This window comes from Pantoea sp. RIT-PI-b (assembly GCF_001187905.1).
GTDB lineage: Bacteria > Pseudomonadota > Gammaproteobacteria > Enterobacterales > Enterobacteriaceae > Pantoea > Pantoea nemavictus.
Genome location: NZ_LGIS01000027.1, coordinates 65,780 through 91,080, shown reverse-complemented (window position 1 = coordinate 91,080; position 25,301 = coordinate 65,780). Strand labels below are relative to the sequence as shown.

Genomic DNA, 25,301 nt, shown 5'->3' with positions numbered 1-25,301 from the left:
GAGAGATACAGATTTTTGCGAGGCGGATTCAGAATTGAGGTGCGGCTGGGGATTGAGCTGCGGTTGAGTCGTGGTCGCCATGAATGGCGACCACGACGGGTAAAAAGAGTTAAATCGCTACGGGCGCTTTAATCGCTGGATGCGGATCGTAGCCTTCAATCTCGAAATCTTCGAACTGATAGTCGAAGATTGAGGCCGGTTTACGCTTGATCACCAGCTTCGGCAGCGGACGCGGTTCACGCGTCAATTGCAGTCGCGCCTGCTCAAGGTGATTGCTGTACAGATGCGTGTCGCCGCCGGTCCAGACAAAATCACCCACTTCGAGATCGCACTGCTGCGCCACCATATGCACCAGCAGCGCATAGCTGGCGATATTAAAGGGCAGACCGAGGAAGATGTCGCACGAGCGCTGATACAGCTGGCAAGAGAGCTTGCCGTTGGCAACGTAGAACTGGAAGAAGGCATGGCAAGGTGCCAGCGCCATCTGATCCAGTTCGCCCACGTTCCACGCCGAAACGATGATGCGACGGGAATCCGGGTCGCGCTTCAGTTGCTCAATCACTTTGCTAATCTGATCAATCTCTTCGCCCGAAGCGCTGCCCCAGCTGCGCCACTGCTTACCGTACACCGGGCCAAGATCGCCGTTATCATCTGCCCATTCGTCCCAAATCGTTACCTTGTTGTCTTTCAGATAACCGATGTTGGTGTCGCCTTTGAGGAACCACAGCAGCTCATGAATGATCGAGCGCAGGTGCACTTTCTTGGTGGTAACCAGCGGAAAACCGTCCTGCAAATTGAAACGCATCTGGTGGCCAAAGATGGAGAGCGTGCCGGTTCCGGTGCGGTCGGCCTTTTCTGCGCCTTCATTCAGCACATGTTGCATTAGGTCCAGATACTGTTTCATTTTACCTCACGAGTTTGTTGCTGCGGACGACGACGATACGCCCAAATCATCATAATCACCCCGGCCAGAATCATCGGGATCGACAGAATTTGTCCCATGCTGACGCCGCCTTCGAACAGGCCAAGCTGCGCATCCGGCTGGCGGAAGAATTCAACGATGATGCGGAATGCGCCGTAGCCAATCAGGAACAAGCCAGAGACGCTGCCCATCGGACGCGGCTTGCGAATAAACAGGTTCAGGATGATGAACAGCACGATGCCTTCAAGGCACAGCTCATACAGCTGTGACGCATGACGCGGCAGCACGCCGTAGGTATTCAGCAAATCCTGGTACTGCGGATTATTCGCCGCCAGCGCGATATCTTCGCTGCGTGAGCCCGGGAACAGCATGGCGTATTTGAAGTCTGGCGCTACGCGGCCCCACAGTTCACCGTTGATAAAGTTGCCAAGACGACCAGCACCCAAACCAAACGGGATCAGCGGCGCAATAAAATCAGCCACCTGGAAGAAGGTACGCTTGGTGCGGCGTGCGAAGATCAACATCACCACGATGACGCCAATCAAACCGCCATGGAACGACATACCGCCATCCCAAACCTTAAACAGATACAGCGGATTCTCAAGGAACAGCGGCAAGTTATAGAAAAGCACATAGCCGATGCGGCCGCCGAGGAAGACGCCGAGGAAGCCCGCGTACAGCAGGTTCTCCACTTCTTCTTTTTTCCAGCCGCTGCCCGGTTTGTTGGCACGACGTGTCGCCAGCCACATGGCAAAGATAAAGCCCACCAGGTACATCAAGCCGTACCAGTGAAGCGAAACCGGTCCGATAGAGAAAATTACCGGATCGAATTGGGGAAACGAAATGTAGCCGTCAGTCATCTTTCACCATCGTTTTTTCTGCCCTGAAACGGGTCTGGCTAAGGGTTGATATAATAAAAGGCCGCGCATAATAGCACAGCCCGGGTATACAGAGTCCGGCAAGTTGTAACCGTTAACGCCCGCCGCGAATCAGGCCGCCTAAACCGCGACGCTCCATAAAGTTAGAGACTAAATGGCGCACTTCCGATGCCGTATGCGCCGCCTGTCCCTGCTCGCTGAGCTTCTGCGCTTCCTCAAAATCGAGATGGCGCAGCAGATATTTCACGCGCGGCACGTTTTTACCGTTCATGCTGAGGTGGTGATAACCCATCCCCACCAGCAGCGCGACGCACATCGGATCGCCGGCCATTTCACCACACAAGCACAGCTCCAGTTTGGCCTGGCGGGCTTCACTGGCAATGGTGTGCAGCGCCCGCAGCATCGCCGGATGCAGGGAATCATACAGATTCGCCACGCGCGTATTGTTGCGATCAACCGCCAGCAGATATTGCGTGAGATCGTTGGTCCCCACTGAGATGAAATCGATACGATCCGCCAGATGCGGGATCATAAACAGCATCGACGGCACTTCAATCATGATGCCAATGCGCGGCTTGGGAATCACATAGCCCAGCATCTCTTCCACTTCACGACCGGCGCGATCGATCAGACGACGCGCTTCATCAATCTCGTCGATATGGCTGATCATCGGCAGCAAAATGCTCAGGTTGCCGGACGCCACGTTGGCACGCAGCATGGCACGCACCTGCACCATGAAGATCTCCGGTTGGTCGAGCGTCAGGCGGATGCCCCGCCAGCCAAGACAGGGATTCTCTTCGCTAATCGGCATGTACGGCAGCTGTTTATCGGCGCCGACATCGAGGGTACGCAGCGTGACCGGCTTGTCGTAGAACAGCTGCAACATGCCCTGATACTGAGCTACCTGCTCCTCTTCAGACGGGAAGCCGTTATGCAGCATGAAAGGGATTTCGGTGCGATACAGGCCAATGCCGTCAACCCAGCTGTCGAGCGCCCGCTCGTGTTCCGGGCTAAGTCCGGCATTCAGCATCACCTGAACCCGTTCACCGCTTTTCAGCTCGCCGGGCTGCTCGACCACGCCTTCAGCCATTTTGCTCAGCGCGTTCTCTTCGCTGATCAAACGCTGATATTCCTGCACCAGCACCGGTTCAGGATCGATCAGCACTTCGCCACGATAACCATCAACAATCAGCAAACGTTTGTTGAGCTGCGCCGGCAAAATATCCGCGCCCATCACGGTTGGAATGCCCATCGCGCGCGTCAAAATCGCCGCATGCGAGTTGGCCGCGCCATCGCGCACCACCACACCGGCTAAACGCTCCTGCGGCAGTTCAGCCAGCGTGGTGGCGGTGAGTTCATCGGCGACTAACACGAAGCGTTCCGGCCAGGCATTGGTGCCGACCAGCGAATCATCGAGGTGGAACAGCAGACGTTGACCAAGCACACGCAAATCGCCGGCGCGCTCACGCAGATATTGATCCTGCAGATTGGCAAACTGCTCGGCGAACTTCTCGATCACCTGCTTAACCGCCCACTCCGCCACGGATCCGCGTTCGATCTCATCAAACAGATCTTTTTTCAGCCGCGCATCGGTGAGCAAGTGCGAGTAGAGATCGAAGATCGCCGCGCTCTCTTTCTGCACGCTGGCGGCAAAACGTTTACTGAAGCGGCGGAATTCGTTACCCGCCTCGCCCATCGCCATCACCAGACGCTCACGTTCACGCTGTACGTCAAGGGTGGAAGCGGCGGAGACCTGATCGAGCAGCGGCTGGGTTTCATCTACCCAGCCTGGCGCAACCGCCACGCCGGGTGACGCGGCAATGGCTTTGACGCGCGTCTGACGGAATTGTCCAAAAAGTTGGCCGAGCTGCGACTGCGACAGCAAGCCCGCCATTTGCGTGGCGAGCGTGACGAGGAAGGACTCTTCGCTCTCATCAAACTGACGGTGTTCGCGCTGCTGGATAACCAACACGCCAAGCAGCTGGCGGCGGCTGATAATGGGTACGCCGAGGAAGGAGCGGTAACGCTCCTCTTTAACAGAAGGAATGTATTTAAAGCTGGGATGGCTCTGCGCATCGGCGAGGTTGATCGGCTCGGCTAACCGTCCGACGAGGCCAACAATGCCTTCGTCAAACGCCAGCGTGACCGTACGACCACGCGGCTTTTTTAGCCCGCGTGTCGCCATCAGGTAGTAGCAACGACGATCGTGATCGGCGAGATAAACCGAGCAAACCTCGGTTTCCATCGCAAGGCAAATTTCGTTTACCAGAATGTCGAGTGCTTCATTCAGACGTGGAGCACTCGCCACTTTCTCTACTATTTCGCGTAACTGAGTGAGCATAAAGGGCGTGGCCTATCCTCTTTTACGTCGTTGGGCGGCGTTATTGCGCTGCCCGGCACTCTCCTGCATAGACATCACCACGCCAGCGAACTCTTTCATGACGCGGCGATACACATCGCGCTTGAAAGAGACCACCTGACGCACCGGATACCAGAAGCTAACCCAGCGCCAACCGTCAAATTCAGGCGTGCTGCTGTGCTGCACATTGATTTCCGCGTCACTACACATCAACTGCAGAAGAAACCACTTTTGTTTCTGGCCGATACACACCGGCTTTGTGTCCCAACGCACCAAACGTTTTGGCAACTTGTAGCGTAACCAGTTTCGGGTTGAAGCAAGTATTCGAACATCTTTGCGGTGTAAACCCACTTCTTCGAACAGTTCGCGATACATCGCCTGTTCAGCGGTTTCACCCGGATTGATGCCTCCCTGAGGAAATTGCCAGGAGTGCTGTCCAAAGCGCCTGGCCCATAACACTTGTCCTTGCCTGTTACAGATTACGATACCAACATTCGGGCGGTAGCCATCATCATCGATCACTGGACTACCTCAAAGCTAAATTTGAATAGCCTGATTGTTTCACACTCCTTACAGGCGGTAAACCACTGGATACCGGGCTGCAAGCAGAATAAAAACAGGATAACTCACAGAGATGAGCCAAGTTATAAACAGCACGGGGGATTTATCAGCGATCTTATTCACCTTTTCTGTGGATAGCTTTGTGCAGAACACGGGAATGACGTGAATAACCACTTCGGAAAACTCTCATCAGCCAACCTTGAAATAACATTAAAATTGATATTTTTCATTATGATAAATTCACATCACCATTAAATCCCCATGAGGATCCTGGGTTATGCTCGCGTCTATTTTTTCGAACGGTCAAAGATCCATCAGCGACGTTTTTATCCACAGAGAACGCCCTAAACCTGGTCAAAGAAAGGAAAAAAAGCGTTCAAAATGCGAAAGTCAAGGCTGTAAATGGAAACAGGGGTAGCCGTAACAGGGGGTTACCCCATTTTTCTGTGGATAACTTGGTTCAACACCTGTTCATTGTCGATAACAAGCTGGGATAACCTTGCGATAACCGCAGACGCCTGGTGGCTATACAATTAAAAAAGCATGCTGAATCATGCTATTATCTACGTTATTCACTTAACTGCCATGTGGACAAATCCAGGCCGCGTTTACTGTTCACTCTTCAACCAATGTGAGTTTTAGCATGCACTCCTCGCCCTTATTGTCATCGCCGCCTGAAAACGAAGCGGAATTACTGCAACGTGCCCAGCAGCTGGCAGGTCAGACATTTGCCGCGCTGGCGGCGCAGATCAACTTGCCCATTCCGGCGGATTTGAAGCGCGATAAAGGCTGGGTTGGCATGCTGCTGGAGCTACATTTAGGCGCCAGCGCCGGCAGTAAAGCCGAGCAGGATTTCGCCCATCTCGGCATTGAATTGAAAACCATCCCGGTGGATGCACAAGGCAAACCGCTGGAGACCACCTTTGTCTGCGTCGCGCCATTAACCGGCAATAGCGGCGTCACCTGGGAAACCAGCCATGTGCGTCACAAGCTGGCGCGAGTGCTGTGGATCCCGATTGAAGGCGATCGTGCGCTACCGCTGGCCGAGCGGCGCGTGGGTTCACCGCTATTGTGGCATCCCAACGAGGAAGAGGAGCAGCAGCTGCGGGAAGACTGGGAAGAGTTAATGGATATGATTGTGCTCGGCCAGGTTGAGCGTATCACCGCCCGGCACGGCGCCTGGCTGCAAATCCGGCCCAAAGCCGCCAACAGCAAAGCCCTGACAGAAGCGATTGGCGAACATGGCGAGCCAATCATGACGCTGCCACGCGGCTTTTATTTGAAGAAAAGCTTCACCGGTCCACTTTTAGCGCGACATTTTTTACTGTAAACGCATATTGCTGCCGATAACTTTAGGAATGATGCGATTACTCCTGGCGATGAAAGCATTTATTACTACACTTTTGCAGTTGAAGTCGCGAGAAGGAGATAAGAATGAAAGGGTTGGTGAGTGCAGTGGGTTTGGCGTTGGTGGCGGTATTGTTGAGCGGTTGCAGCAGTGATTACGTCATGGCGACCAAAGATGGCCGTATGATCATGACAGATGGCAAACCGGCCATCGATAAAGAGACAGGATTGGTACAGTACACCGATGAGAAAGGCCATCAGATGCAGATCAATGGTGACGAGGTCTCGACCATCATTGAGCGTTAAGTGCCAAATTGCCAAGCCTGCACGCGTTTTCCCCTTGTGCAGGCGATTTCCCGAACTTTCCCCCCTTCCTTCCGCGCCGCTTGACACGTTATAGTCCCAAAGGACACAACATTCCCTTTCATAATGAAAAAAGGATGCCGGCAAATGCACTATCACCGTATTCCCCATAGCACGCTGGAAGTGAGTCAGCTGGGGCTTGGAACCATGACGTTTGGTGAGCAGAACAGCGAAGCCGACGCCCACGCACAACTCGATTACGCGGTTAGCAGTGGCATTAACCTGATTGATACCGCGGAAATGTATCCGGTGCCACCGCGCCCGGAAACCCAGGGATTAACCGAACAATATATTGGTAGCTGGCTGAAGAAGCGCGGCAGCCGTGACAAAATTATTCTGGCCAGCAAAGTTGCCGGACCGGTACGCGGCGCGGATGCCTCGATTCGCCCGCATCAGGCGCTGGATCGCAAAAATATCCGTGAAGCGCTGGATGCCAGCCTGAAACGCCTGAATACCGATTATCTCGATCTCTATCAGCTGCACTGGCCGCAGCGTCAGACCAACTATTTCGGCAAGCTGGGTTATCAATATACCGATTCCAGCGTGCCGGTCACGCTGCTGGAGACGCTGGAAGCGCTGACGGAACAAGTGCGCGCCGGTAAGATTCGCTACATTGGCGTCTCGAACGAAACCGCGTGGGGCGTGATGCGCTACCTGCAGCTGGCGGAGAAGCATGAGCTGCCGCGTATCGTCACCATCCAGAACCCGTACAGCCTGCTGAACCGCAGCTTCGAAGTCGGTTTGGCGGAGATCAGCCAGCATGAAGGCGTAGAGCTACTGGCTTATTCAAGCCTGGCGTTTGGTACGCTGAGTGGTAAATACCTGAACGGTGCGAAACCGGCCGGTGCGCGCAATACGCTATTTAGCCGCTTTACCCGCTACAGCGGCGATCAGTCACAGCAGGCGATTGCCGCTTACGTGGCGTTGGCGAACAAGCACAATATGGATCCTTCGCAGATGGCGCTGGCCTACGTGCGTCAGCAGCCGTTTGTTGCCAGCACCCTGTTGGGCGCGACTACGCTGGAGCAGTTGAAGATTAACGTGGAGAGTTTCAATCTGACGCTGAACGCCGAGGTGTTAGAGGAGCTGGAAGCGATTCATCGCCAGTTTACTTATCCTGCGCCTTGAAACCAGGTGCGCATTAATGCGCACCCTACAAATTCTGCCGTAGGGTCGCCATTCATGGCGACCTTTTTAATTACCGCACAATTACCGCCGCGCTTTCCACCACAGCACCGCAATTGCCACGGCGAAAATCGCACCGAATCCCACGCCGGTCGCCACCGCAGGCGCACCCAGCTTAATCGCCACGGTATACAACCCCAGCATCAGCAGCATGGCGCTGTTTTCACCCAGATTCTGCACCGCAATCGCGTTACCGGAACCCACGGATTCTTTGCCGCGCTCCTGCAGTAGCGCATTGAGCGGCACTACGAAGAACCCACCCAGCGCACCAATCAGCATCAGCACCAGATAAGCATTCAGCAAGCTCTGTTGTAACGCGAACACCACCACCATCACGCCAATCAGCACGCCCGCCGGCATGCAGCGACGCACGGTTTGCAGCGTCACCAGTTTTGCCGCCGCAGCCGCGCCAATCACGATGCCAATCGCCACCATCGCATTCAGCGTGGTCGGGGTTTTATTGTCGCTGATGCCAAGCGCCACCGGCACCCACAGCACCAGCAGGAAACGCAGCGTCACGCCTGCGCCCCAGAACAAGCTGGTGCCGAGCAGCGAGAAACGTGTTTCGCCGTTGCGCCACAGTATTTTGGTCGCCGCCACGAAGCTGCGCAGCATCGCGCCAAAATGCCAGCTCTGGCCCGGACGCGCTGCCGTCAGGCGCGGAATAAAGATATTCGCCACCACCGCCATGGCATACGTCATGGCACACACCACCAGCGCGGCGACCAGGTTCCAGTCCGCCAGAATACCGCCCGCCACCGAACCCAGCAGAATCGCCGCAATGGTCGAGCCTTCCATTAAGCCATTGGCTTTCACTAAGCGTTCACCGCTGGTGATTTCGGTCAGAATGCCGTACTTGGCCGGCGAGTAGGACGCCGCGCCAATTCCCACCAGCGTATAGCCGAGGAACGGATTGAAGCCAAAGCAGATGATCAGCGCGCCCAGCAGCTTGAGGCTGTTGGCGAACATCATTACCCGACCTTTGGCGAAGCTATCTGCCATCTGCCCAACAAAGGGCGCGAGCAGAATGTACGTGGCGACAAACAGCATTTGCAGGATCGGCTGGCTCCAGTCCGGATAGAACTGATTCTTCAGCAGCGCCAGCGTGGCGAACAACAGCGCGTTGTCGCCAAACGCCGAGAAGAACTGCGCCACAATCACCGCCAGCATGTTGCGCGATAACAGCGGTGCATCCTTATTTAACACCTGGCTCATGCTTGTTCCTCTTCCGCCAGCTGCTTCAGGCTGACATAGTCCGGTTTACCGCTGCCCAGCATCGGTAGCTGTTTCATCACGCGGATATCGCGCGGCACCGCTAGCTCTGGCGCACCGATCTCACGCGCCGCTTGCAACAAGGTGTCGCGGCCCAGTGCGCTATCGGTAGTGAACAACACCAACGCTTCACCACGATTACCATCCGGACGCAGCGACGCCGCATGCTGCTTCTCATGCGACGCTTTCAGCGCGATTTGCTCAACGATTTCCAGCGATACCATCTCACCGGCAATTTTGGCGAAGCGCTTCGCACGGCCCTGAATCTGGCAGAAACCGCCTTCATCAAAGCTGACGATGTCACCGGTGTCGTACCAGCCCGCTTCCATTTCGCCTTCGCCGTTATCGGCGACCGGCACTTCCAGCACGCCGGGATTCTCCACGCGCAGATAACCGTTCATCACGTTTGGACCACGCAATTGCAGGCGACCGCCCTGCTCAATGCCCGGTACTGAAATCAGACGCGAATCCATGCCCGGCAGAATGCGGCCCACGGTGTGATTTTTTGCCGCCATCGGCACGTTAATCGCCACCACCGGCGCGCACTCGGTCACGCCGTAGCCTTCAAGAATGCGAATGCCGTATTTATCCATGTAGATCTGACGCGTCGCTTCCTGCAATTTCTCCGCACCCGCCACCACATAGCGCAGCCGCGCAAAATCATACGGGCTGGCGAAACGCGCGTAGTTGCCGAGGAAGGTCGAGGTGCCAAACAGCACGGTGCAGTTACGGTCATAAACCAGTTCCGGCACGATGCGGTAATGCAGTGGGCTTGGGTAGAGGAAGACCTGCGCGCCGGTCAGCAGCGGCGTAAACAGGCCAACCGTCAAACCGAAAGCATGGAACAGCGGCAGCGCCGACATAAAACGGTCGCGCGGCGTGAAGTCCGCCACGGTACGAATCTGCTCTACGTTCGCCAGCAGGCTTTTATGCGAATGCACCACGCCTTTGGGATTGCCTTCTGAACCGGAGGTGAATAGCACCATTGCGGCATCTTCCGGCTGCTGTTTGACCTGCGCGCGGCGCGGCATCAGCAGATGCGCCACAATCCACAGTTTGTCTTTCAGCGTGACGGTATCTTTCAGGTCTTCCAGGTAAATCCACTGCACTTCTGTCAGGCCCTGCGGCAGATGCCACAAGTTGCCCTTTTCGAGGAACTGGCGCGAGGTGAAGACGGTTTTTACCTGTGAAGCGGTGAGCGCCGCGCGCATGCCATTGACGCCCGCGGTGTAGTTGAGCATCGCCGGAACGCGTCCGCGCAGCGATGCGCCCAGGATCGCCGCCGCCGTCACCGTGGCGTTCGGCAGCAGCAGGCCCACGTATTCGCCTCGCTGACTATAACGTTCAAGAATGCGGCCCACGCCGAGCGCTTTCTTCAGTAAACCGGTGTAGCTATCTGGCTTGAAGTTGACGTCTTCGATGCACGGCTTCGTCAGCCCATACCGCTGGCGCGCATTGAGAAACGCCTCGAACAGCGTTTCACGCGGACGCACCGCCATGCGCGCTTCCATCATCACATGGTGTAAGTGCTCACCCGCCAGTTGACGGCGATCGCGCGCGCGTTTGGCTTCGGGCATCGGGATCACCGTCGCCGGCAGCACCGTCAAGGTGATGCGCGGGAACAGGCGGCGCTTAAACACGCCCGCCAGCCGACCAAACGGCGTATATTCCGCGCCTTCAATACGCATCGGCACCACGGTGGCGCCAGATTTCGCCGCCACAAAACCGGCGCCGCTGTAGATCTTCATCAGCGAGCCGGTCACGGTAATGCGCCCTTCCGGGAAGATCACCACCGGACGCCCTTCATTGATCATCCGCACCAGATGTTTAACCGACATCGGCTTGGTGGGATCGAGCGGCACGAAGTCGATAATTGGCTTCAGCAGGCGCATATACCACTGTTCGCTGATCGACGAGTAGACGGCAAACACCGGTTTGATCGGCAGAAACAGCGCCACCAACACCCCGTCGAGAAACGACATGTGGTTGGGGGTAATCAGCACTTTTTCTTTATGTAATGCCGTGAGATCGCCGCGCAACTCCACACGCCACAGCAGGCGGAACAGGAAACGGAAGAAGGTGAGTAACATGCCAGCTCCTTAGCATTCGCAAAAAATGGCTCTTACGATGCAGGATCTCAGGTTTTTCGACAAGTGGCGCGGTGATTTAAACGTAATGGCGTTAAGCACAGCGCGGCTTTCGTTCGCCATCGGCTGAGGCAGTTTCAGCTCTGCCGTGCGGCGACCGAGAAGAGGGCGTCTGGCCACGCCCTCTTCACTCCCGGGCCTTGCGCCAGCCCGCCCCGCCGCTTCGCGGTGCCTTCACTCGTTCACGATTCCTGACGGACCGGCGGCGATTCGCTCCTGCTCAGCGCCGCCTCTCGCCGCATCCCTGCGGCTCGCCCTGGAATCCCTCACTCGCTCAGCGGGGAGGGATGTCGCCTCAACACCCGCGCTGCAATAGCAATGCATCTTCTTAGCCTCCAGCGGCTGACTGTCCCGTAGGGTCGCCATTCATGGCGACCTGGGTTACTGCGAATCCGCCTGCCAGCCGCCGCCGAGGGCGGCGATCAGCGCCACGCTACTGACCCACTGGGTGCTCTGCAATGACAGCAAACTCTGCTGCGCGCTCAGGCTGCTGTTCTCGGTGGTGGCGACATCAAGATAGTCGATCATCCCGGCATCATACTGATTGCGCGTGACCCGCGCCGATTCCTGCGCCGCGTCGGTGGCGCGCTGCTGCGAGGCGATCTCGCCCTGCAGGGTATTCAGCTGCACCAGATAATCTTCCACTTCGCCCATGCCCGTCAGCACCGCCTGGCGATAGCTGGCGACGCTGGCATCATAGGCGGCGCGCGCCTGCTCCACCTTCGACGAGGTGGCCCCGAAATCTAACAGCGTGCCGCTCAGCTCCGGCCCCAATGACCAGACACGATTGGGCAGCGAGAACAAGCTATTGATCGCCGATGAACTCACGCCGCCGCTGGCGCTTAGCGTCAGATCGGGATAGTAACCGGCAATCGCCACGCCGACTGCCGCATTGGCCGCCGCCACGTTACGTTCGGCGTAGGCGATATCGGGACGACGCTGCAGCAGCTGCGAGGGCAGGCTATTGGGGATCTCAGGTAACGCGGCATCCAGCTTCGCCACCGGCAGTGAAAAATCAGCCGGTGCGCGGCCCAGCAGCAACGCAATCGCATGCTCCATCTGCGCGCGCTGCCACTGATAATCCTGCGCCGAGGCGCGAGCGCTCTCCAGCTGCATCTGCGCCTGCGCTAAGGTGGCGCGCGATTCGCTGCCAGCGGCATATTTGTTTTCAATCACCGTCAGATAACGCTGATAAGCATCAATGCTGCGCTGATAGAGCGCGATTTTCTCGTCGATGATGCGCAGCTGGAAATAGTCCTGCGCCAGTTCGGACTGCGCGCTCAGGGTGATATTCGCCAGTTCGGCTTTGCTGGCCTCGGCGCTGGCGTTGTTCTCCTCCAGCGTGCGGCGCAGTTTGCCCCACAGATCCAGCTCCCAGCTGGCGCTGAGATCGGCGGCATGGCTGTTGCTGACGCTGCGTTGTCCACTGGTACTGGCGCGGCTGCCGCTGCGCGTGCTGCTGGCGTCATAACCCAGCGACGGCAACAGCGCGGCGCGTGATTGCGCAGTCAGCGCCTGCGCTTCACGGTACTGCGCGGCATAGCTGGCGACGTTCTGATTGGAGATACTGACCTGTTTCAGCAGGCTATCCAGCGTGGCGTCGTGATACACCCGCCACCACTCGCCTTTGCTGGCGGTATCCTGCGGCGTCGCCTGTTGCCAGTCTTTGGCCTCTTTAAAATGGGTCGGCATCGCCATGGTGGGGCGCTGATAATCGGGGCCAACGGCACAACCGGCTAGCAACAGCGCCAGCAGGACGGGAGTTATTTGCACGGACATTTTCATCTATCGGGATTCCACATGACGCAACCGCAGCCACTGACGCTGCGTGGCACGGCTTAAACGATCGAGCCAGAGATAAACCACCGGCGTAGTAAACAGCGTCAGCAGCTGGCTCAGCGCCAGACCACCGGCAATCGCCATGCCGAGCGGGCTGCGCAAGTCAGCATCGCCACCGCTGCCCAGCGCCAGCGGCAGCGCGCCGAAGAAGGCGGCCAGCGTGGTCATCATGATCGGACGGAAGCGCATCAGACAGGCTTGGGTAATCGCCTGCTGCGGCGACATGCCCTGCGTGCGCTCGGCGTGAATGGCAAAGTCGATCATCATAATGGCGTTCTTTTTCACGATACCGATCAGCAGGATGATGCCGATCAGCGCGATCACCGTCAGCTGCGTATTGGTGAGCAGCAGCAGTAACAGCGCCCCGACGCCCGCCGACGGCAGCGTTGAGAGAATAGTGATTGGATGGATATAGCTCTCATACAGCACGCCGAGCACGATATACACCGCCGCCAGCGCCGCGATAATCAGCCACGGCATGGTGGCGGTGAGCTGGGCAAACGCCGCCGCCGTGCCGGCAAAACCGGCCTGAATGGTGGACGGCAAACCGAGCTGCGCCATCGCCTGCTTGATCAGCGCCTGCGCCTGCTCCAGCGATACGCCATCGTTAAGGTTGAAGGCCACGGTGCTGGTGGCCGATTGGCCCTGATGCGCCACCGACAGCGGCGCGTTGCCGCCTTTGAAATTGGCGAACGCCGCCAGCGGCACGCGATCGCCGCTGTCGTTAATCACATACAGCTGCTGGAGAATCGCCGGATCGCGCGTGTAACTATCCTGCAGCGACATCACCACGTGATACTGATTGAGGGTGTGATACAGCGTGGCGACCTGGCGCTGGCTGAAGGCGTTATTCAGCATGGTATCAAGCATCTGCACGTTAACGCCGAGCCGGGTGGCGCGATCGCGATCGATGTTGATCACCACTTCCTGGCCGCCGGTTTGCGCATCGGAGTCGACGCTGTTGAGCTGCGGGATGGCTGCCAGCGCCGCCTGCACTTTCGGCGTCCACTCGCGCAGCAGATCGAGATCGTCGGCCTGCAGGCTGTATTGATAGGTGGCGTTGGCGCTGCGTCCGCCGATATGCAGATCCTGCGCCGCCATCAGGAACATCTGCGCCCCGGCGATATGGCTGGTCTTCAGACTCAGGCGGTTGGCCACTTCGGTGGCGGTGGCATCGCGCTGATCAAAATCCTTCAGCCGCACAAAGAAGTTGGCGCTGTTGCGCGAACCAAACATGCCGCTGCCCATCGACGACATCACGCTCTCCACCGCCGGATCGGACTGGATAATTTTGGTGAACTGCAGCATTTTCGGCTTCATCGCCTGAAAAGAGATGTTCTGATCGGCCCGCAGCGCGCCCATCAGCAGGCCAGTATCCTGATTCGGGAAGAAGCCTTTTTGTACCACCGAGAACAGGAACAGATTGAGCAGCACGGTCAGCACCAGGCTGAACATCGTCAGCTTTTGGTGCGCCATCACCCAGGTTAATCCGCGCGAGTAGGCCGCCAGCAACCCATTGAGCCGGTTTTCGATAAACTGATACAGCGGATGCGGCCGCTGAGTGACTTTCGCTTTTGGCTTGAGTAAGCGCGCGCACAGCATCGGCGTTAGGCTCAGCGACACAAACATCGAGATCAGCAGCGACACCGTCAGCGTCACGGCAAACTCGCGGAACAGGCGGCCGACGATGCTGCCCATCAGCAGAATCGGGATGAACACCGCAATCAGTGACATAGTCATCGACAGCACGGTAAAACTCACCTCCTGTGCACCACGCAGCGCCGCACGCAGTGGGCTGAGTCCCTCTTCGATATGGCGCGTAATGTTTTCCAGCACCACAATCGCATCATCCACCACAAAGCCGGTGGCGATAATCAGCGCCATCAGCGACAGGTTATCGAGGCTGTAGCCGAGCAGATACATCACCGCGCAGGTGCCAATCAGCGACACCGGCAGCGCCAGCGCCGGAATCACCACCGCCTGTACGTTACGCAGGAAGACAAACACCACGGCGATCACCAGCAGCATCGCCACCAGCAGCGTCTCTTCGGTGTCGTACAGCGAGGCGCGCACCGTCGGTGAACGGTCCACCACCACTTTCAGCTGGGTATCGGCGGGCAGATCTCTCTCCAGCGCTGGCAGCTGTGCTTTGATGGCATCAATGGTGTCGAGCATATTGGCACCGGCCTGGCGCTTGATGCCCACCATCACCGACGGCATCGAATCCAGGAAACCGGCCTGATACTGATCTTCCACCGAATCGTACACCGTGGCGACATCGTGCAGGCGCACCGCTTTGCCGTCCTGATAGCTAACGATCAGATCCTGATACTGCGCGGCTTTATCCAGCTGGCCGTTGCTGTCCACCACCCAGGATTGGCTGCTGCCCTGCAAAATGCCCTTCGGCTTGTTGGTGGTGCCGTTGGCGATGGCGCTGCGCACCGTGTCGAGCGAAATGCCGTACTGCGTCAGCTTCAGCGGCTGCAGGTCGATGCGCACCGCCGGCAAGGCGCTGCCCATCAGCGACACTTCGCCCACGCCTTTTACCTGGCCCATCGCCTGCTCAATTTTGCTTTCGGCCAGATCGTAAAGTTCGCCCGGCGTGCGCGTGGCGGAAGTCAGCGCCAGCATCACAATCGGCGCATCCGAGGGGTTGGCTTTGCGGTAAGTCGGCAGCGACTCCATTGCGCTCGGCAGCAGGCTGCGCGCGGCGTTGATCGCCGCCTGCACGTCACGCGCCGCGCCGTTGATGTCGCGATCGAGATCAAACTGCAAAATCACGCTGGTCGATCCCTGCGAACTGGTCGAGGTCATTTCGCTGACGCCAGCAATTTGCCCAAGCGAACGCTCCAGCGGCGTCGCCACGGTCGCCGCCATGGTTTCCGGGCTGGCACCGGCCAGGCTGGCGCTCACCATAATGGTGGGGAAATCCACCTGCGGCAGCGGCGCCACCGGTAATAGCCGATAGCCCAGCGCACCGAGCAGCAGGATCGCCAGCGTCAGCAGCAGCGTGGCAACCGGACGGAAGATAAACAGCCGGGTTAAGTTCATTGATCGCCCCGCGCCTGTTGCTGCTTGCGCTGCATATAGCGCTTGCCGCGCTGCGCGATGCCATCAAACCACAGGTAGATCACCGGCGTGGAGAACAGCGTCAGCACCTGGCTGACAATCAGCCCGCCGACAATTACCAACCCGAGCGGCTGGCGCAGTTCGGCACCGGAACCGGACGCCAGCATCAGCGGCAGCGCGCCGAGCAGCGCCGCCATGGTGGTCATCAGAATCGGGCGGAAGCGCAGCAAACAGGCCTGATGAATCGCCTCGCGCGCGCTCATGTGCTGTTTGTTCTCCGCCTCGAGCGCGAAGTCGATCATCATAATCGCGTTCTTTTTGACGATGCCGATCAGCAGAATCACGCCAATCAGCGCGATCAGGCTGAACTCACTGCCCGCTAGCAAGAGCGTCAGCAAGGCGCCAACCGCTGCCGACGGCAGCGTTGAGAGGATGGTCACCGGATGGATAAAACTCTCATACAGAATGCCGAGCACCACGTACATGGTGATTAGCGCCGCCAGAATCAGCCACAGCGTGTTGCCGGTAGCGCTCTGGAACGCCGAGGTTTCGCCCTGATAACGCAGGGTAATGCTCGACGGCAGATTCAGCTGCTGCGCCACCTCGGCAATCGCCTTCTGCCCATCCTCCAGCGAATAACCGCTGTTGAGGTTGAACGACACCATCACCGCCGGGAACTGATTTAGGCGCATGTGCATCAGCGAGCCGGTGCGCTGATGAATGGTAGCGATCGAGGTCAGTTTCACCATGCCGGTCGTTGTGCTGGTGTCATCTGAGGAGGTCGACGTGCTGCTGTCGTCGCTGGATGAGCTGCTGCTGCTGGTGACCGGCAGATAGACGTCATCAAACGACGCCGGAGATTGCTGGTACTGCGGCGCCACTTCCAGCACCACGCGATACTGATTGGCCTGGGTAAAGATGGTGGAGACCAGCCGCTGGCCGAAACTGTTATACAGCGCGGTGTCGACATCGGCGGCGGTAATGCCGTAGCGCGCCGCCTTATCACGGTTCAATTCCACGTAGGCCACGCGGCCCTGATCCTGCAGATTGCTTACCACGCCGTTAAACTCCGGACGCTGCTGCAACGCGGCGACCATTTTCGGCGTCCAGCTCACCAGGTTTTCGCTGTCGGCATCATCGAGTGTGAACTGATACTGGCTCGGCGAGACCTGATCGTTAACGGTTAAATCCTGCGCCGGTTGCAGATAGAGTTGAATACCCGCCACCTGCGCCGCCGCTTGCTGCAGCTGGGTGATCACCACGTCGGCTTTATCATCGCGATCGTCAAACGACTTGAGGTTGATCTGGATGCGCCCGCTGTTCAGGCTGGTGTTGCTGCCGTCGATGCCGATGGTCGATGACAAACTCTCCACCGATGGGTTTTGCAGAATCACTTTTGCCAATGCCTGCTGGCGCTTCGACATCTCGCTAAACGACACATCCTGCGACGCCACGGTAACGCCCTGAATCAGGCCGGTATCCTGAGTCGGGAAGAAGCCTTTCGGGATGGCGATATACAGCAGCGCGGTGAGCGCAAAAGTCGCCAGCGCCACCAGCAGCGTCAGTTTTTGATGATTCAGCACCACCGTCAGCAGGCGGTCGTAACCGCGCACCAGCTTGTCGAACAGCTCGCCGCCTTTGCGCGAAAAGCGCGACTGTTTCTCCGGCGGAATGTGCTGCAAAAGATAAGCGCACAGCATCGGCGTGAGCGTCAGTGACACCACCATCGACACCAGAATCGACACCGCCAGCGTGATGGCGAATTCGCGGAATAGCCGTCCGACCACATCGCCCATAAACAGCAACGGGATCAGCACCGCAATCAGCGAGAAGGTCAGCGAAATAATGGTGAAGCCAATCTGCTGCGAGCCTTTCAGTGCCGCCTGCATCGGCGTTTCGCCCTCCTCCAGCCGCCGCGAAATGTTCTCCACCACCACAATCGCATCATCGATAACGAAGCCGGTGGCGATGGTCAGCGCCATCAGCGACAGGTTATTCAGGCTGAAGTCGGCCAGATACATCACGCCGAAGGTGCCAATCAGCGACAGCGGCACCGCCACGCTCGGAATCAGCGTCGCCGCCACGTTGCGCAGGAACAGGAACGTCACCATCACCACCAGCGCCACCGACAGCATCAGCTCAAATTGCACGTCGCTGATCGAGGCGCGAATGGTTTGCGTGCGATCGGAGAGAATGCTCATCTTCACGCCGTCCGGCAGCGCCGCCTGCAGCTTTGGCAGCTGCGCTTTGATGCTGTCGACCACCTGAATCACGTTGGCGCCGGGCTGGCGCTGCACGCTGACCACAATCGCCGGGCTGTTATTCGCCCACGCCGACTGGAAGCTGTTCTCCGGTCCTTGTTCGATATGCGCGATATCTTTCAGCCGCAGCGCCGCGCCGTTTTGATAGGTGATGATCAGATTGCCGTACTCATCGGCGGTGCGCAGCTGGTCGTTGGCGTCGATGGTCACCGAGTGATATTTGCCGTCGAAGCCGCCTTTCGAGCCGTTAACATTGCTGTTGCTGATGAGCGTATTGACGTCTTCCAGCGACAGCTTATGCGCCGCCAGCGCTTTCGGATCCATCTGCACGCGAATCGCTGGCTGATGGCCGCCCGCCAGCGTCACCATGCCGACGCCGTTAATCTGCGACAGCTTGAGCGCCACGCGCGTGTTGACCAGATCCTGCACCTGGGTCAGCGGCAGCGTGTCGGAGCTTACCGCCAGGGTGATCACTGCGGTATCGGCCGGGTTAACCTTTTTATAGGTCGGCGGATTCGGCAGATCGCTCGGCAGCAGATTATTGGCCGCGTTGATTGCCGCCTGCACTTCCTGCTCGGCGACATCCAGCGACAGATCGAGGCTGAACTTCAGCGTAACGATGGACGATCCGCTCGAGCTGGTCGAGGTCATCTGGCTCAATCCGGCCATCTGCCCCAGCTGGCGCTCCAGCGGCGAGGTAACCGATGACGCCATCACATCCGGGCTGGCGCCGGGATAGAGCGTGGTGACCTGAATGGTCGGGTAATCCACCTGCGGCAGCGCCGAAGTCGAGAGAAAGCGATAGGAGAAAATCCCGGCGATCAGCACGCCGACCATCAGCAGGATGGTGGCGACCGGACGCTGGATAAACAGGCGCGACGGATTCATTGGCTTGCCGCGCTCGCGCCGGTTTTGCTCTCATCGGCCAGCTGCACTTTGCTGCCGTTGGTCAGACGATCAATGCCCTCGGTCACCAGACGATCGCCCGGTTCCACGCCTTTAAGGATCGCCTGCTGATCGTCACCGAACGTTGGCCCGGTGGTGACGGCTTTGCGCGTCACGGTGTTGTCTTTATTAATCACAAACACGAAGCTGCCGTCGCTGCTCAACTGCAGCGCCTGCGCCGGAATCACCGTGGCATTTTTCAGGATGCTGGTTTGCAAACGCAGGTTCACAAACTGGTTGGCGAACAGCGCTTCATCTTCGTTCGGGAAGGTGGCTTTGAGCGCGATGGTGCCGGTTGCGGTATCAATCTGGTTGCTGATGAACTGCACCTCGCCCTGCGCCAGCGGGGTGCTGTTGTCCTGATCGAAGGCGGTGGCCGGTAAGCTTTGTCCGCCGTGCAGCGCTTTGGTCAGCTGCGGAATGTTGCTTTGCGGCACGCTGAAGGTGACGGCGGCGGGCTGCATCTGCGTCACCACCACAATGCCGGTGGTATCGCTGGTTTGCACCATGTTGCCGGGATCGACCAGACGTAAGCCGACACGTCCGCTAATCGGCGAGGTGATGCGCGCGTATTCGATATCCAGCTTGGCGCTGGCGATCTGCGCTTCATCGGCGGCCACCGCACCTTTATATTGCCCAACGGTGGCGGTTTGCGTGTCGAGATCCTGACGCGACAGCGAATCCTGCGCCGCCAGTTTCTGATAACGCACCAGCGTTAACTGCGCGCTTTTCAGCAACGCCTGGTTCTGATTGAGATCGCCCTGATACTGCGCCAGCGTCGCCTGATAGCTGCGCGGATCGATCTGCGCCAGCAGCTGACCGGCGCTGACTTTCTGCCCTTCGGTGAAGAACACTTTTTCCAGCTGACCGGCCACGCGGCTGGTCACCGTGACGCTGGCGTTGGGGATCACCGTGCCGAGCGCATTGAGATACTGCGGCACATCCGCCGTGCTGGCCACGCCGCTGTGCACCAGCGTCGCGCCGCCCATCATCGCCATGCCCGGCGGGCCGCCCGCGCCAGCGCGATGTCCACCGCGCGCGCCCTTCTCTGCGCCGGGCGGCATGCCGCCGTGCCCGCCAACCACGCGCCAGACCACGCCCGCTACCAGTAACAGCACAAGCAAAAGAAGCAGCCATTTCAGCCAGCGGAAAGAGGAGGAGCGGGAAGCGTTGTTTGTCATCAGAGTCTTCAGGTTAACAAGGAAACGGAAAATCCCCTGTAAAACAGGGGATTATTTCAATGGGAAATCATCACTGCGCGCATTATCGGCTGAATGCCCGCGCGAATTCCATACGCGAACCGTAAGGGTTTCGTTAAGAGATTCAGGATTGCCAGCCGCCGCCCAGCGCCTTGTACAAGGTGATTTTCTGGCTGAGCTGGCCGAGATGCGCGCCGATCAGTGACTGCTGCGAACTGTAAAGCGATCGCTGGGCCACTAACACATTGAGATAATTGTCGACGCCCTGCTTAAAGCGCAATTCGGAATAGTCGTAGTCGCGCTGATTGGCACCAACCTCCTGCTGCAGCGCCGTCAGCTGATCCTGCCAGGTATCCTGCCCGGCCAGCGCATCATTCACCTCTTTAAACGCGGTCTGGATCGCCTTCTCATAGTCAGCAATTTCAATGCGTTTCTCGATATGCGCGATGTTGAGGTTAGCGGTATTTTTACCGCCGTCAAAAATCGGCAGGTTAATCGACGGCATAAACGACCACGCGCCGGTGCCGCCGCCCAGCAAACTGCCGAGCGAGCTGCTGGTGGATCCGCCGGACGCCGTCAGCGTGATGCTGGGGAAGAAGGCGGCCCGCGCCGCGCCGATATTGGCGTTGGCCGCTTTCAGCGTATGCTCAGCAGCCATGATATCCGGACGACGCGTCAGCAGATCCGACGGCAATCCGGCGGGCGTGGCCGGGAACTGCCAGTGGGCATCGAGCGTGGCGTGTGACAGCAGCGTGGCGGGCAGATCGGTGCCGACCAGCAGGCGCAGCGCATCAACATCCTGCCGCACCTGGCGCGTGTAGCTCGCCACGTCTGCCTGCGCCGCGCGCACCGTGCTTTCGGCCTGCGCCAGATCCATCGCGCTGCTGGCGCCGCCGTTATAGCTGAGTTGGGTGATGCGATACGACTCCTGCTGGCTTTGCGCAGTACGTTGCGCCAGATGCAGCAGATCGTTATCCGAACTCAGCGTCAGCCACGCCGTCGCCACTTCGGAAATCAGCGAAATGCGCGTGGCGCGTTCGGTGGCGGCGCTCGACAGGTAGGTTTCCTGCGCCTGATCGCTCAGGCTCTGCAGGCGGCCAAAGAAGTCCAGCTCCCATGAGGTGACGTTCAAACCGCTGTTGAGTTCGTGATAGGTCACCGCGCCGGTGCTTTTGGTGTTGTAGAGATTGGCCGGTTCATGCGCCGAGGTCTGGCTGGCGCTGGCGCTGATTGACGGCATCATCGCCGCGCGCTGCACCGTCACGCCCTGCTGCGCCTCTTCGACATTCAGCGCCGCCACGCGCAGATCGCGGTTGTTGTCGAGCGACAGCTGAATCAGGTTGTGCAGCGTGGCATCGGTGAAGAAGTTCTGCCACGGCAGATCGGCCACGTTACCGACCGGCGTTGGCTGGTCGTATTTGGCGTCCACCGGCATTGCCGGACGCTGATAGTGCGGCGCCAGCGTACAACCGGCCAGCACCAACGCCAGCGGCAACAGCGCCAGGCGGAGATTTTTACTGTTCATTGTCAATATTCTCAATATGTTATGCCGTGCAGTTTGCCAGGTGCGCATTAATGCGCACCCTACTAATACGAGCACGCTTCCGTAGCGGCGCGATTCATCGCCCTCCTTGATGCCCGCATCTTGCCCATCCCGGCATTGCGCAATAAATTGCGCCGCTACAAGTTCCTGCGCGCTTGATTTATGCCGCGACTCTTTGCGCCGTGCAGTTTGCCAGTTGCGCATTAATGCGCACCCTGCGTAACACACCTCACTGCGCCTCACACGTAGGGTCGCCATTCATGGCGACCGCTTAACGCTCTTGCACGACCTCTGGGGAGGTTTTTTTCTTGCGCGCAAACAGCTGTGAAACCACCACGTAAAACATCGGCACAAAGAAGATGGCGAGGAAGGTGGCGGTGATCATGCCGCCCGCCACTGCGGTACCGATCGAGTGCTGGCTGCCCGCGCCTGCGCCGTTAGAAATGGTGAGTGGCAGCACGCCGAGGATAAACGCCATCGAAGTCATAATGATCGGCCGGATACGCAGCCGCGCCGCTTCTACCGCCGCTTCCACCAGCGTTTTGCCTTCGCGCTCATGCAGCTCTTTGGCGAACTCGACGATCAGGATGGCGTTTTTCGCCGCCAGCCCCACCGTAGTCAGCAGGCCCACCTGGAAGAACACATCATTCTGCAAACCGCGCAGCAGCACCGCGCTGATGGTGCCGAGGATGCCGAGCGGCACCACCATGATCACCGAGAACGGAATCGACCAGCTCTCGTACAGCGCCGCCAGACACAGGAACACCACCACAATCGAGATCAGATAGAGCTGGGTGGTTTGGCTACCGGACGCCTGCTCCTCATAGGAAATGCCGTACCACTGCACGCGGAAACCGTGCGGCAGCTGTTTCGCCAGCTGTTCCACCGCTTTCATGGCTTCGCCGGTACTTTGGCCCGGCGCAGGTGACCCAAGAATCTCCTCGGCGGTTAAGCCGTTAAAGCGTTCGAAGTGTGGCGATCCGTACACCCATTTGCCCGAGGCAAAGGCGGAGAATGGCACCATGCTGCCGCTGCTGTTGCGGAAGTACCATTTATCCAGATCCGATGGCGTAACGCGTGAATCCGCTTTGCCCATCAGATACACCTCTTTCACGCGGCCGTTGTACATGAACTGATCGATGTAGCTGGAGCCCCACGCCACCGACAAGGTGTTGTTGATGTCGGTCATGCTCAGGCCGAGCGCGCTAGCCTTCTCGTCATTGATCTCCAGCTGATACTGCGGTTCATCCTCCAGCCCGTTGAGGCGCACCTGCGCCAGATGCGGATCGTTGTTCGCCAGCGTAATCAGCTGATGCGTGGCATCCATCATCTGCTGATGGCTGTGCGCGCCGGTGTCCTGCAGATAGAGATCGAAACCGGTGGCGTTGCCCAGCTCCATCACCGCTGGCGGCACCATGGCGAAGATTTTGGCGTTCTGGTAGTTGGCGAAGTGCGCCATCACGCGGTTGGCGAGATCCTGCACGCTTTGCCCGCCGTGGGTACGATCGCCCCAATCTTTCAGCCGCACAAAGGCCATGGCGTTGCTCTGGCCGCGACCGGCAAAGTTAAAGCCCGCCACGCCAAAGGTGGTGGTCACCACCGAGGCTTCGTTCTGCTCCAGATAGGCGTTGAGATCGTTAATCACCTGCTGGGTACGCTGTGACGAGGCGTTCACCGGCAGCGTCATCTGCACCATCATCAGGCCCTGATCTTCAGCTGGCAGGAAGGTGGTGGGCACGCGGGTGAACAAAAAGCCCGTCACGCCGACGATCATCAGATAGATCACCAGGAACAGGCCGCGACGGGAGATCACTTTACTGACGCCGTTGGTGTAATGCATCGCGCCGCTGTCGAACTTGCGGTTGAACCAGCCGGCGAAGCCAGTGGTTTTGTGCTCCGCCGCCGCCGGTTTCAGCAGGGTGGCGCACAGCGCCGGGGTGAAGATCAGCGCCATGATCACCGACAGCGCCATCGCCGACACGATAGTGATGGAGAACTGGCGGTAGATCACACCGGTTGATCCGGAGAAGAACGCCATCGGCAGCAGCACCGCCGACAGCACCAGCGCGATGCCAAACAGCGCGCCCTGAATCTGCTGCATCGATTTGATGGTGGCGGCTTTTGGGTCGAGCTGCTCTTCGTGCATCACCCGCTCGACGTTCTCCACCACCACAATCGCATCATCCACCAGCAGTCCGATGGCCAGCACCATGCCGAACATGGTTAAGGTATTAATGCTGTAACCAAACGCCGACAAAATGCCGAAAGTACCCAACAGCACCACCGGCACCACCAGCGTGGTGATCAGCGTAGCGCGCAGGTTTTGCAGGAAGATCAGCATCACGAAGAACACTAAAACTACCGCTTCAATCAGCGTTTTTACCACCTCTTCAATCGAGGCGCTGACCACCGGCGAGGTGTCGTACGGGTACTGAATCTCGACGTTATCCGGCAGCGACTCTTTTAAGTCGGCGATGGTTTGCCGCACCGCTTTGGCGGTATCCAGTTCGTTAGCACCGGTTGCCAGACGCAGCGCGATACCGGCGGCGGGCTTGCCGTTCAGCGTGGCATCAATACCGTAGCTCTGCGGCCCCAGCGCCACGCTGGCCACATCTTTCAGTCGCACCTGCGAGCCATCGCTGTTCACTTTCAGCAGCACATTCTCAAACTGCTGCACGGTAGTGAAACGGGTTTTGCCGAGAATCGTCGCCTCGGTTTTCGCTCCCTGAATGGTCGGCAAACCGCCGAGCGAACCGGACGACACCTGCACGTTCTGGTTATCGATCGCGGTAGTGACATCGCTGGGAATCAGGTTGTATTTGTACAACTTGGCCGGATCGAGCCAGATGCGCATCGCGTACTCCGATCCCAGCACCATAAAGTCACCAACGCCCGGCGTGCGTGAGATCGGATCTTCCAGCTTCGACACCAGCATGTCGGCGAGATCGCCGTTGGTCAGCTTGCCGTCTTTAGAGATCAGCCCGATCACCATCATGAAGTTTTTCTGGTACTTACGGATGCGGATCCCTTGCTGCGTCACGTCGGTGGGCAGCTGCGACTCCGCCAGCGACACGCGATCCTGCACCTGCACCTGAGCGATATCCGGATTGATGCCCTGATTAAAGGTGGCGATGATCTGCGCGCTGCCGTCTGAGGCACTGCTTGATTCCAGATAGCGCAAACCATCCAAACCGTTGAGCTGCTGCTCAATCACCTGCACCACGGTGTTTTGCGTGGTTTCGGCGCTGGCCCCCGGATAGGTCACCGAAATTGAGACCGCAGGCGCGGAGATGTTGGGATATTGATTGACTGGCAGGCTGATGGCAGCGATTGCGCCCACCAGCATCACGATAATCGCGATAACCCAGGCAAAGATCGGACGTTCAATAAAAAACTTCGACATGCCGCCCC

General features: G+C 58.4%; 15 protein-coding genes. 3 read left to right on the top strand and 12 right to left on the bottom strand.

The window, feature by feature from the left end; translation table 11 throughout:
• Positions 1 to 109 precede the first annotated feature (109 nt).
• The 4 genes from thyA to rppH form a co-directional block, all read right to left on the bottom strand.
• Positions 110 to 904 carry a thymidylate synthase gene (gene thyA / locus AC790_RS17825; protein ID WP_049852628.1) on the bottom strand — a complete coding sequence of 265 codons (795 nt, stop codon included), beginning with the start codon at positions 902 to 904 and terminating at the stop codon, positions 110 to 112.
• The gene (gene lgt, locus AC790_RS17820) at positions 901 to 1,782 is read right to left on the bottom strand and encodes a prolipoprotein diacylglyceryl transferase (protein WP_007890935.1); all 882 of its coding nucleotides are present in this window, start codon (positions 1,780 to 1,782) and stop codon (positions 901 to 903) included. Before lgt ends, thyA begins: the two co-directional genes overlap by 4 nt.
• A 112-nt stretch (positions 1,783 to 1,894) precedes the next feature.
• Complete coding sequence (ptsP, locus tag AC790_RS17815; protein ID WP_049852627.1) at positions 1,895 to 4,141, bottom strand: phosphoenolpyruvate--protein phosphotransferase; 2,247 nt, start codon at positions 4,139 to 4,141, stop codon at positions 1,895 to 1,897.
• Positions 4,142 to 4,153: 12 nt separating this feature from the next.
• Positions 4,154 to 4,681 (bottom strand): RNA pyrophosphohydrolase, encoded by a 528-nt coding sequence (gene rppH / locus AC790_RS17810; RefSeq protein ID WP_007890933.1) that lies wholly within the window; start codon positions 4,679 to 4,681, stop codon positions 4,154 to 4,156.
• A 682-nt stretch (positions 4,682 to 5,363) separates the two neighbouring features.
• Here rppH and mutH point away from each other — a divergent pair.
• The 3 genes from mutH to AC790_RS17795 all read left to right on the top strand — a co-directional run bounded on the left by mutH (position 5,364) and on the right by AC790_RS17795 (position 7,558).
• Positions 5,364 to 6,050, top strand: coding sequence for a DNA mismatch repair endonuclease MutH (mutH, locus tag AC790_RS17805; protein ID WP_007890931.1), 687 nt, complete (start codon positions 5,364 to 5,366; stop codon positions 6,048 to 6,050).
• A gap of 104 nt (positions 6,051 to 6,154) precedes the next feature.
• The gene (locus AC790_RS17800) at positions 6,155 to 6,373 is read left to right on the top strand and encodes a YgdI/YgdR family lipoprotein (protein WP_007890930.1); all 219 of its coding nucleotides are present in this window, start codon (positions 6,155 to 6,157) and stop codon (positions 6,371 to 6,373) included.
• 144 nt (positions 6,374 to 6,517) lie between these two features.
• Positions 6,518 to 7,558, top strand: coding sequence for an NADP(H)-dependent aldo-keto reductase (locus AC790_RS17795; protein ID WP_049852626.1), 1,041 nt, complete (start codon positions 6,518 to 6,520; stop codon positions 7,556 to 7,558).
• Positions 7,559 to 7,639: 81 nt separating this feature from the next.
• Here the strand turns inward: AC790_RS17795 and lplT are convergent, their stop codons facing one another.
• The 8 genes from lplT to AC790_RS17750 all read right to left on the bottom strand — a co-directional run bounded on the left by lplT (position 7,640) and on the right by AC790_RS17750 (position 25,293).
• The gene (lplT, locus tag AC790_RS17790) at positions 7,640 to 8,830 is read right to left on the bottom strand and encodes a lysophospholipid transporter LplT (protein ID WP_049852625.1); all 1,191 of its coding nucleotides are present in this window, start codon (positions 8,828 to 8,830) and stop codon (positions 7,640 to 7,642) included.
• Positions 8,827 to 10,977: a bifunctional acyl-ACP--phospholipid O-acyltransferase/long-chain-fatty-acid--ACP ligase gene (gene aas, locus AC790_RS17785; RefSeq protein ID WP_049852624.1), complete on the bottom strand. Its 2,151-nt coding sequence runs from the start codon at positions 10,975 to 10,977 to the stop codon at positions 8,827 to 8,829. The genes lplT and aas overlap by 4 nt, the downstream gene beginning before the upstream one ends.
• Positions 10,978 to 11,415: 438 nt before the next feature.
• Entirely contained in the window at positions 11,416 to 12,819 is a 1,404-nt protein-coding gene (locus tag AC790_RS17775) for an efflux transporter outer membrane subunit (RefSeq protein WP_049852622.1), read from the bottom strand.
• Positions 12,820 to 15,924: an efflux RND transporter permease subunit gene (locus tag AC790_RS17770; RefSeq protein ID WP_049852621.1), complete on the bottom strand. Its 3,105-nt coding sequence runs from the start codon at positions 15,922 to 15,924 to the stop codon at positions 12,820 to 12,822.
• Positions 15,921 to 19,091, bottom strand: a complete 3,171-nt coding sequence (locus AC790_RS17765) for a multidrug efflux RND transporter permease subunit (protein ID WP_049852620.1) — start codon at positions 19,089 to 19,091, stop codon at positions 15,921 to 15,923. Before AC790_RS17765 ends, AC790_RS17770 begins: the two co-directional genes overlap by 4 nt.
• Positions 19,088 to 20,329 carry an MdtA/MuxA family multidrug efflux RND transporter periplasmic adaptor subunit gene (locus tag AC790_RS17760; RefSeq protein WP_049852619.1) on the bottom strand — a complete coding sequence of 414 codons (1,242 nt, stop codon included), beginning with the start codon at positions 20,327 to 20,329 and terminating at the stop codon, positions 19,088 to 19,090. Before AC790_RS17760 ends, AC790_RS17765 begins: the two co-directional genes overlap by 4 nt.
• 142 nt (positions 20,330 to 20,471) lie before the next feature.
• A complete protein-coding gene (locus tag AC790_RS17755; protein ID WP_049852618.1) occupies positions 20,472 to 21,872 on the bottom strand; it encodes an efflux transporter outer membrane subunit in 1,401 nt (466 codons plus the stop codon).
• A 289-nt stretch (positions 21,873 to 22,161) separates the two neighbouring features.
• Complete coding sequence (locus AC790_RS17750) at positions 22,162 to 25,293, bottom strand: efflux RND transporter permease subunit (RefSeq protein WP_049852617.1); 3,132 nt, start codon at positions 25,291 to 25,293, stop codon at positions 22,162 to 22,164.
• Between the last annotated feature and the right edge of the window lie 8 nt (positions 25,294 to 25,301).

Coding starts and splice junctions, on each gene's coding strand:
- thyA (WP_049852628.1), bottom strand. CDS start 904: ATGAAACAGTATCTGGACCTAATGCAACATGTGCTGAATGAAGGCGCA.
- lgt (WP_007890935.1), bottom strand. CDS start 1,782: ATGACTGACGGCTACATTTCGTTTCCCCAATTCGATCCGGTAATTTTC.
- ptsP (WP_049852627.1), bottom strand. CDS start 4,141: ATGCTCACTCAGTTACGCGAAATAGTAGAGAAAGTGGCGAGTGCTCCA.
- mutH (WP_007890931.1), top strand. CDS start 5,364: ATGCACTCCTCGCCCTTATTGTCATCGCCGCCTGAAAACGAAGCGGAA.
- AC790_RS17800 (WP_007890930.1), top strand. CDS start 6,155: ATGAAAGGGTTGGTGAGTGCAGTGGGTTTGGCGTTGGTGGCGGTATTG.
- AC790_RS17795 (WP_049852626.1), top strand. CDS start 6,518: ATGCACTATCACCGTATTCCCCATAGCACGCTGGAAGTGAGTCAGCTG.
- lplT (WP_049852625.1), bottom strand. CDS start 8,830: ATGAGCCAGGTGTTAAATAAGGATGCACCGCTGTTATCGCGCAACATG.
- aas (WP_049852624.1), bottom strand. CDS start 10,977: ATGTTACTCACCTTCTTCCGTTTCCTGTTCCGCCTGCTGTGGCGTGTG.
- AC790_RS17775 (WP_049852622.1), bottom strand. CDS start 12,819: ATGAAAATGTCCGTGCAAATAACTCCCGTCCTGCTGGCGCTGTTGCTA.
- AC790_RS17770 (WP_049852621.1), bottom strand. CDS start 15,924: ATGAACTTAACCCGGCTGTTTATCTTCCGTCCGGTTGCCACGCTGCTG.
- AC790_RS17765 (WP_049852620.1), bottom strand. CDS start 19,091: ATGAATCCGTCGCGCCTGTTTATCCAGCGTCCGGTCGCCACCATCCTG.
- AC790_RS17760 (WP_049852619.1), bottom strand. CDS start 20,329: ATGACAAACAACGCTTCCCGCTCCTCCTCTTTCCGCTGGCTGAAATGG.
- AC790_RS17755 (WP_049852618.1), bottom strand. CDS start 21,872: ATGAACAGTAAAAATCTCCGCCTGGCGCTGTTGCCGCTGGCGTTGGTG.
- AC790_RS17750 (WP_049852617.1), bottom strand. CDS start 25,293: ATGTCGAAGTTTTTTATTGAACGTCCGATCTTTGCCTGGGTTATCGCG.